This is a genomic window from Desulfurellaceae bacterium (assembly GCA_021296095.1).
In the GTDB taxonomy this organism is placed as follows: domain Bacteria; phylum Desulfobacterota; class Binatia; order Bin18; family Bin18; genus JAAXHF01.
The window spans coordinates 3786-11669 of sequence record JAGWBB010000107.1; the positions used below are offsets into that span (position 1 = coordinate 3786).

At 63.3% G+C, this 7884-nt stretch carries 11 protein-coding genes; 4 read left to right on the forward strand and 7 right to left on the reverse strand.

Features of this window, described 5'->3' with window-relative positions:
- Positions 1-166 precede the first annotated feature (166 nt).
- From J4F42_19530 to J4F42_19545, 4 genes are all read right to left on the reverse strand, one after another.
- Complete coding sequence (locus J4F42_19530; GenBank protein ID MCE2487710.1) at positions 167-649, reverse strand: heme-binding protein; 483 nt, start codon at positions 647-649, stop codon at positions 167-169.
- A 65-nt stretch (positions 650-714) separates the two neighbouring features.
- Positions 715-2397 (reverse strand): amidohydrolase family protein, encoded by a 1683-nt coding sequence (locus tag J4F42_19535; GenBank protein MCE2487711.1) that lies wholly within the window; start codon positions 2395-2397, stop codon positions 715-717.
- 38 nt (positions 2398-2435) lie between these two features.
- The gene (locus tag J4F42_19540) at positions 2436-3230 is read right to left on the reverse strand and encodes a formylglycine-generating enzyme family protein (protein ID MCE2487712.1); all 795 of its coding nucleotides are present in this window, start codon (positions 3228-3230) and stop codon (positions 2436-2438) included.
- Between the two features lie 85 nt (positions 3231-3315).
- A complete protein-coding gene (locus J4F42_19545) occupies positions 3316-3855 on the reverse strand; it encodes a hypothetical protein (protein MCE2487713.1) in 540 nt (179 codons plus the stop codon).
- A 143-nt stretch (positions 3856-3998) separates the two neighbouring features.
- Between J4F42_19545 and J4F42_19550 the strand changes: the two genes are divergently transcribed.
- The 3 genes from J4F42_19550 to J4F42_19560 all read left to right on the forward strand — a co-directional run bounded on the left by J4F42_19550 (position 3999) and on the right by J4F42_19560 (position 5771).
- The gene (locus J4F42_19550; GenBank protein ID MCE2487714.1) at positions 3999-4292 is read left to right on the forward strand and encodes a HigA family addiction module antidote protein; all 294 of its coding nucleotides are present in this window, start codon (positions 3999-4001) and stop codon (positions 4290-4292) included.
- 165 nt (positions 4293-4457) lie between these two features.
- Positions 4458-4997 (forward strand): NUDIX hydrolase, encoded by a 540-nt coding sequence (locus J4F42_19555; protein MCE2487715.1) that lies wholly within the window; start codon positions 4458-4460, stop codon positions 4995-4997.
- 414 nt (positions 4998-5411) lie between these two features.
- Positions 5412-5771 carry a type II toxin-antitoxin system PemK/MazF family toxin gene (locus J4F42_19560; GenBank protein MCE2487716.1) on the forward strand — a complete coding sequence of 120 codons (360 nt, stop codon included), beginning with the start codon at positions 5412-5414 and terminating at the stop codon, positions 5769-5771.
- A 79-nt stretch (positions 5772-5850) separates the two neighbouring features.
- Here J4F42_19560 and J4F42_19565 read toward each other — a convergent pair whose 3' ends face one another.
- From J4F42_19565 to J4F42_19575, 3 genes are read right to left on the reverse strand one after another with little or no spacing between them, the layout of a single operon-like run.
- Positions 5851-6669, reverse strand: coding sequence for an alpha/beta fold hydrolase (locus J4F42_19565; protein MCE2487717.1), 819 nt, complete (start codon positions 6667-6669; stop codon positions 5851-5853).
- Between the two features lie 14 nt (positions 6670-6683).
- On the reverse strand, positions 6684-6953 hold the full coding sequence (locus tag J4F42_19570; protein MCE2487718.1) for a hypothetical protein: 270 nt from the start codon (positions 6951-6953) through the stop codon (positions 6684-6686).
- Between the two features lie 12 nt (positions 6954-6965).
- A complete protein-coding gene (locus J4F42_19575) occupies positions 6966-7313 on the reverse strand; it encodes a tetratricopeptide repeat protein (GenBank protein ID MCE2487719.1) in 348 nt (115 codons plus the stop codon).
- A 68-nt stretch (positions 7314-7381) separates the two neighbouring features.
- On the opposite strand from J4F42_19575, the gene J4F42_19580 reads away from it, so the two are divergent.
- A partial coding sequence (locus J4F42_19580) for a hypothetical protein (protein MCE2487720.1) occupies positions 7382-7884 on the forward strand: 503 nt, incomplete at its 3' end.

Below are 7884 nucleotides of genomic sequence, written 5' to 3' on the forward strand. Positions count from 1 at the left end.
CCCCCTGTGGTTGCCCTGGAATTGCGCACCGTTTTGACCCTCCTGGAAAGAGCTGCGCCATGACCGCCGAGCCTGTCCGGTTTTGGCGCGCTGGTGTGGCTGCTGTCTGCCTCGGGCGAGCGGGTCTTTGAGTGAGGGCGCACGGGCGCGCCCTCCACTCCGCTGTCTACTGCGCTCGGAGCGCGTCCAGCCCAGCCTGGGCAGCCTCAATATCTTCGGCCTCGGTCCCACCGCTGGCGCCAATGCCACCCAGCAGCTTGCCATCGACTTCAATAGGTAGGCCGCCGCCGGCCGGCAGCAGGGACTCACCGATCATTTTTTGGACGTTCTTGAACAGCTGAGGACGATTCTTGGTGAACTCCTCGACCGTAGCCGAGGGGCGACCGAAGGTGGCCGAGGTCAGGGCTTTACCGTGGGCGACCTTGGGCGTCATCCAGCGCACCATGGCCACCGGCCGGCCGAAACTATCGACCACGGCAAAGCTCATCTTCCAGCCTTCCTGTTCGGCCTTGGCTTTAGCCGCGTCAATAATCGTCTCGGCCATAGCCAGGCTGACCGTGGTCGGCGCTCCGTCTTGAGCCTGCGCCGCAGGCGAGCTGAGGATGAGCCCCACACTGATGAACACTCCAAGGAATATGCTCTTTTTCATGCGTCTGTCCTTTCTTCTGGTTTTTTCCTCTGCGAGCCGACGTGTCGCTCCGAGAGATATTCAGCCTATACACCACCGGCCCGCAGCACCTGTCCGGGCAGCGCCCCGGTGTGTTGCTGCTCGGCGTACAAGACCTGGCCGTTGACCAGGGTGTACTGCACGCCCTGGGCCGGCATGACCAGCCGGCGTCCACCGCCGGGCAGATCGTAGCGCATCTCGGGCCGACGCCCGGAGCCGATCGTGTTGTCATCGAAAATCGCGATATCCGCAGCCAGTCCGACCGCCAGCCGGCCCCGGTCCTGAATGCCGAAGAAGCGGGCCGGCTCTGTGGTCAGGCGCTGGACGGCCCGTTCGAGCGTCATGACCTGCTTGTCGCGCACCCAGGTGCCGAGCAAATAGGTGCAGTAGCCCGCGTCGCACAGCATATCGACGTGCGCCCCGCCGTCGGACAAGCCGATCATGGCCCGGGGATCGGTGATCAGGTCGGGAATCAGGTCCTCATTGGCGTTGAACAAAACGATGGTGTACTGCAAGCGCAGCTCATCTTCGAGAGCCAGATCCAGAAAGGTGTCCAGCCCATCCCTGCCCCGCTCGGCCGCAACCTCGGCTACGGTCCTGCCTTCGAGCGGTTTCAGGGCCGGATTGCTGACCTCTTTGACCTCCAGCCGCTCCCACTTGCCAGAGAAAATGCGCGGGGTTTCCAGCTCGGTGCGAAAGGCGCGGCGGAAGTCAGGGTCGCGGTAGACCCGCATCTGCTCTTCGACCGAGCGGTTGAAGACCGGGTTCCAGGACGGGTGGTTGGCAAAGATGAACGGGTTGCGCAGGTCAATCTGAATCACAAACGGCCGGCAGGTGACCTGCGGCACGCCGCCACGCTTGATGAGCGGCTCGGTCTTGCGCAGCATGTCCGGCCCGGCGGTCGGCTTGTCATCGCGGCTGATCACGCCCAGCCAGGTCACCGGCCGGCCGCTTTCGGTCAGCAGGAAATCGACCAGATCGTACTCCTCGTCCGAGATCTCGCCGGCGGTTGCCGTCAACGCCAGCTCCATAGCGCCCCGGCCAAGCTCCTTCAACACATTAGCATACGCCTTCAACTCGTCGCGGCTGGCCTGGCGGCAGGCCAGCGGACGCGCCTGATAGCCGATGTGCTGTGGAATCGCGGTGGTGCTCATCCCCAGGGCGCCGGCCTGCATGGCTTCCCTGAGCAGGGCCGCGATCTGCCCGGTTTCGTCCGGGGTGGCGGCGCGGTCCATGGATTCCTCGCCCATCACAAAGTGCCGAAACGGGGTGAGCGGGGCCAGAAATCCGAGGTTGATGCCCGCCCCCCGTTTTTGGGCGGCCTGCATATACTCGGGAAAGCTGACCCAGTCCCAGCTAATGCCCTTGCTCAGCACCTCAATGGGAATGGCCTCGACATTAACCAAGTCCCAGGCTGCGACTTCCTGAACCTCGGGCCGACACGGGGCCAGGCCAACCCCGCAGTTGCCCATGACCACGCTGGTCACGCCGTGCCAGCTCGAACAGCTGATCAGCGGGTCCCAGCAGATCTGGGCGTCGTAGTGGGTGTGGGGGTCGATAAAGCCCGGAGACACAATCAGGTCTGCGGCGTCAATGACCTGTTTGGCCCCGTCCTTGATCGTGCCGATCTCGGCGATCCGGCCATCGGCAATGGCGATATCAGCCCGGAAGCGTGGCGCGCCGGTCCCGTCGACAAGCGTGCCGTTCCGAATCACTACATCGTAGGCCATGGCATCCTCCTTTGTTCCAAAAATTTTTGACCAGGGGGTCAGGGGCTCCTCGCCAGGCGGAAGCCGAGGCCGTTGTAGCGATTGACCGGCGCAAACCCGTGACGATTGGCCGCCCGGCAATAGCGGGCACCGCTGCTCCAAGCTCCGCCGCGCCGGATCCGGCCAACACCCGTCTCAGGGCCACGCGGGTCGGTCACCGCACCACGGGGATAGGCGCCATACCAGTCGTGCACCCACTCCCACACGTTCCCGTGCATGTCAAACAAGCCCCAGCCATTCGGCTGCTTCCGCCCTACGGGGTGGGTTCTGTTTCCTGCGTTCTCATCATACCACCCATACTCCGAGCGATTCGCCGCGTCCCCGAAATGGTACGCTGTCTGCGTCCCCGCCCGCGCCGCATACTCCCACTCCGCTTCGGTCGGTAGCCGGTACACGCTCACCCCCTCCCGCCGATTCAACTCCGCAATGAAGCCCTGGGCGTCCTCCCACGACACGCCCTCCACCGGATACGCGCCGCCACACGAGGAGAAATTCGAGGGCTTGTCCCCCATCACCGCCTCCCACTGGTCCTGCGTCACTTCGTACTTGCCCAGATACAAGGGCTGGCTGAGCGTCACCCGGTGCAGCGTTTCGTCATCATCCCGCCCTGGCTCCCCAGACGGCGAGCCCATCTCAAACGTTCCTGGTGCGAGCAGCACGAACTCCATACCCACGCTGTTACGCAGCTCGCGGGGAAGCTGGTCCAGGCGACGTCGTTCGGCCTCCGCGGCCTGCTGTTGCAAGGTCTCTTTCGCGTCCTGCGCGCCCAGCCCCGTCGGCAATGCCAGCGCCACCACCACACTCCACCCAACGAAGACTCTGCCGAAGACTCTGCTCATGGGGCCATCCAAGGCAACACCTCCCGGCATGTCCAATCCCCTACAGCAGATTGAACTGCTTGAGCACGCTGGCGACTTCAGGATTACGTTGGCCTAAGGTTCGCAAGGCGTCGACCAACGCCTCCAAGCGCTGCCTGTTGCTGCTCAACTCCTCGGCCAGACCTGTGACCGTGCGCTCCACCGGCCGCAGCATCGTCCGCCGGTCCCACAACGCAAAGCCGATGATGGCCGCCACCAGCGCGCTGAAAGCGCCCAGCAAGGCCAGGGTCAGCCGAAACTGGCGGGCGAACTGCTTGTCCATATCTCCGCGCAGCTGCTGATTCTGCCGGGCCATGTCCTCGCGCAGCTGTTGGTTCTGCCGATTCATATCCTCACGCAGCTGGCCCAGCTCGGTCCGCAGCTGGCCCAGTTCAGCCCGTAGCTGCTGGATGGCCTCCCGCACGCCGTTCTGGCCTTCTTCGAGCCGCGTCAAGCGCTCGACAATCTCGCGGTCGGTCAGGGCCGGCGCCGCCTCTACCGCCCACACCGGCCCGGGCAGAACGAGCAGCGCCACGACCCAACAGACGACAGAGCGACCCATGGGCTGATTCAATGTCGGACCGCCGGGAAAGTCAAGCAGTGGCAGGCACCACCACAGTGTTGAGTTGACGTAACGTGGCAGGTATTCCTTGTGTGTGGCTGGAACGACGGCCCGACCAACGTAGCCATAACGGACTATCACTGATGATCGGCCCTATTCATCCCGGCGTGACACTCCGTGAGGACTTCATGGAACCCTACCAGCTGAGCGCCAACAGTCTGGCCAAAGCGCTCGGTATTCCTCAAAACCGCGTCAGCGACATCGTGCGCGGTCGACGCGGCATGACGGCCGACACCGCACTCCGGCTGGAGCGCGCCTTTGGGGTGTCGGCGGCGTTCTGGCTCAACCTGCAAGTCCAGTATGAGCTGGAGGCTGCCAAGCAAGAAGCCGGGGCGGTCATCAAGAAGACCGTAAAGCGACTCGCCAGCGCCGCGTGAACGCGCTGGAGGGCCAGGACTCGTCACGACCCTGTCCTTGAGCAGCTCCCGCAGCGGGGTGTCGTTAAGGCCAGCCAGAGCTCCATCTTCCCTGCGGCACAGCTCCTAGGCTGCGCATGCCTCTCGTGTTAGGACAGGCGACAAAGACTTTGAGGAGGGCACGCCGTGGCAGATGAGCATCACCACCACGATCACCATCACAGCCCGGGTCTGCGGTTCTGTCCCAGATGCGGGGACCGGCTGGAACGCAAAAGGGCCAAGGCCAACGAGCCCGAGCGGCGGGTGTGTCGCGGCTGCGGGTTCATCTTCTATGACGATCCCAAAATTGCGGCCTGCACCATCCCGGTCATCGACGAGAAGATCGTCCTGCTCAAACGCGGCATTGAGCCCAGCTACGGCAAGTGGGTCTTCCCCGGCGGGTTCATGGACCGGGGCGAACGGGTGGAGGACGCGGCCATTCGGGAAACCTGGGAGGAGGTCAATCTTGAGGTCCGGATCGACCGCCTGCTGAACGTCTACTCGTATACCGGCTATCCGGTCGTGGTCGTGGTCTATCTGGTCCATGTCGTGGGCGGACAGCTCAAGGCCATGGACGAGACGCTGGAGGCAGCGACCTTCGCCCCGGACGAGATTCCGTGGGATGAGTTGGCCTTTGACAGCACCCGGGACGCGCTGCGGGAGTATATGGCCCTGGCGGGTGCGTAGTCCTTGAGGCGGGTAGGCACGGGGGCCTGCCCCTACAAAGTCCCACGACGAATCCCCCGGCGCTGACGCGGTCCCACCCTTGACGTATTCGCTCGCAGAAACGTATACATTTCAGTAGACACACGGAGAGGACAGCTATGCAGAGTGTCATGATGCGCGTGAGTGCGCGATCCCGGGAGACGCTGCGTGAACTGGCCACACAGACCGGACGGTCCATGCAGAGCATGATTGACGAAGCCGTAGAACTCTATCGGCGCCGACGGTTTCTTGAGGCGGTCAATGCCGCCTACACGCCGTTACGTCAGCATACAGAGACGTGGAGAGCGATCGAGCAGGAGCGGCGCGAATGGGACACGGCGCTGGGGGACGGCTTACACGAGAAGCAGACCGGAAGCGGGTCGGAGCACAAGAGGCGTGAGCGAAAGAACAGGCCGCAGACAGCCCGCCCGAGGTGAGGTCTGGGCCGCGAATCTGAACCCGACGCGAGGACGCGAGCAGGCCGGCCATCGCCCCGTTGTGGTGATTTCCGAAGACGTATTCAACCAGGGACCGGCCGGCTTGGTGGTGGTCCTGCCCGTGACTTCGACAGACCGTGGCATACCCATCCATGTCCCGATACAGCCGCCTGAGGGGGGACTGAAAAACCGCAGTGTCATTTCGTGCGATGCGCTACGCTCTATCGCCAAAGAGCGACTCACCCGCCGCTGGGGACGCATCTCTCCGGAGACACTGGCTGCGGTTGAGGACCGTCTGCGTATCCTCATGGGGCTGTAATCCCTCAGGCACGGGGGCCTGCCCCTACGAGGCCGCCTCTCTCTGGAACGTGCGGGAGGGGCGGGTTTCAAACCCGCCTCTACGAGGCCAGCCACTCGCGCCGGCCGTTGATGAAGCCGGTCACGCTCTCCACGGTCGTCTGCGGCCGCTCGATATTGAACAGGTGGCTGGCGTTGGACAGGATAAGCAACTCGGCGTTCGGAATACGACGCGATAACGTCACCGAGTTTTCGGGCGGCACCAGACCGTCCTCTTTGCCGGTGATGACCAGCGTCGGCACGCCGATCTGGGGCAGCCGCTCGTAGGTATCGTGGCTCTGGATGGCCGCCATCTGACTGACCATGCCGTGCTTGGGCGTCGGGTGAACCGCGGACAGCCGGTTCAGCTCAATCAGGGTATCCATATGTTTCTGCATGAACCATGGCGTGACCGCAACCTTGGTCATGGCCAGCGCGGCTTCTTCGACGCTGACCGCGTCGATGTGCTCCAGCATACGCAACACCTCGGGGTCGCTGGACAGCACGGTGTTCTCACCTCCGCAGTTGGTGCAGCCGAGGGTCAGGCTTGTGACCCGCTGGGGATGGCGCAGGGCAAATTCCTGAGCGATCATGCCGCCCATGGAGATACCGAAGATATGCGCCTGCTCGATGTCCAGGCCGTCGAGCAGGCCGGCCGTGTCGTCGGCGAACATCGCCATTGAGTACGGCTCATCCGGCTTGTCACTCTGGCCCACCCCCCGGTTGTCAAAGGCGATGGTGCGGAAGGATTGGGCGAAGGCCGGGATGTTCCAGTGCCAGCCAATAGAGCTGACGGTAAAGCCCATGATCAGCAGCAGCAGCTCGCCGCTGCCGTGTTCTTCGTAGTACAGCGAAACCCCGTTGGATTGGAGGTGCGGCATGGTTCAGACACTCCTTACAGATAGTGAATAAAATTCTTCATCGCCGACAGCAGGGCTTCGAGGTCGGCGTACTCCTGCAGTTCGTCATACAGGAAATAGTACTGGCTGCGGACCTCGGCCTCGTCCTGCTCGGCCTCGTCCACCGACACCGCAGCCTCAAACTCCTTGAGCATGGCCTGGGTCTGGAGTTTGGTCTCGACCGGAATCGTGTCGTCGGTCGCAATCAACAGCCGCGTCTGATGGATCAGGCGGCCAACGATATAGGCATCGCTATGTTCGGCCATACATCCCCCGCCTCAGCCCTGGCCCAGCTTTTTCTCTTGCAGCTCCCGCTTCCAGTCCAGCACGCGAGCCTTGGCGGCCTCGGCCTCTGCCTCGGGAATCATGCCCTTCTGCTGATAGAAGCGAGACAGAATGGTAAAACCCATGGCATCATCCGGGGTCAGGGCGATCAGCCGTTTGGCCGTCTCAATCGCCTCGTCGAGCATGTCCTTGTCGGCATACGCATGGGCCAGATCGTGGACGGCGTCGACGTAATCGGGATCAATGTCGAGGACCGCCTGATAGGCTTTGATCGCTCCGTCCGCTTCGCCGTCGCACAGCAGGTCGTAGGCTTGATCGTACAGTTCTTCGATGGATGGCATGGCTGGTTCTCCTCAATCGAGGTGTAGCCTATTTACACCACACGGCCAAGCCCGGTACAGTTTCGGCCATGGCGGATATTGCAGCGGACGTGCTCGATTTTATCGCTGAGCCTGAGGGCAAGGATTTTAACGCGCTGGCGCTGGCCGTTTTTGCCTACCAGTTCGAGCGTAACACGCCCTACCAGCGCTTTTGCGCGGCCCGCGACGTCAGCCCGGCCACGCTCAGCCGCTGGCAGAATATCCCGGCCGTGCCGACCGTGGCGTTTAAGGAGCTGGATCTCAGCTGCGGCCCGCCGCAGAAAATTTTTCGGACCAGCGGCACGACCCGCGGCCAGGAAAAACGGGGCCGCCATCTGGTGCCCGACCTGGCGCTATACCACGCCTCAGCCCTGGCCCATTTCGACCGCTGCGTGCTGCCCGACGCCAGACGGCTGCGGGTGTTGGCGCTGATTCCGTCTCCCGCCACCCGCCCGGATTCCTCGCTGAGCCAGATGGCCGACTGGATTATCGCCGAACGGGGTGGGCCGGACAGTCAATTCTTTATCGACCACACCGGCATGCGGCTGGACGC

Coding starts and splice junctions, on each gene's coding strand:
- J4F42_19575 (MCE2487719.1), bottom strand. CDS start 7,313: ATGCCATCCATCGAAGAACTGTACGATCAAGCCTACGACCTGCTGTGC.
- J4F42_19530 (MCE2487710.1), bottom strand. CDS start 649: ATGAAAAAGAGCATATTCCTTGGAGTGTTCATCAGTGTGGGGCTCATC.
- J4F42_19565 (MCE2487717.1), bottom strand. CDS start 6,669: ATGCCGCACCTCCAATCCAACGGGGTTTCGCTGTACTACGAAGAACAC.
- J4F42_19535 (MCE2487711.1), bottom strand. CDS start 2,397: ATGGCCTACGATGTAGTGATTCGGAACGGCACGCTTGTCGACGGGACC.
- J4F42_19550 (MCE2487714.1), top strand. CDS start 3,999: ATGATCGGCCCTATTCATCCCGGCGTGACACTCCGTGAGGACTTCATG.
- J4F42_19570 (MCE2487718.1), bottom strand. CDS start 6,953: ATGGCCGAACATAGCGATGCCTATATCGTTGGCCGCCTGATCCATCAG.
- J4F42_19545 (MCE2487713.1), bottom strand. CDS start 3,855: ATGGGTCGCTCTGTCGTCTGTTGGGTCGTGGCGCTGCTCGTTCTGCCC.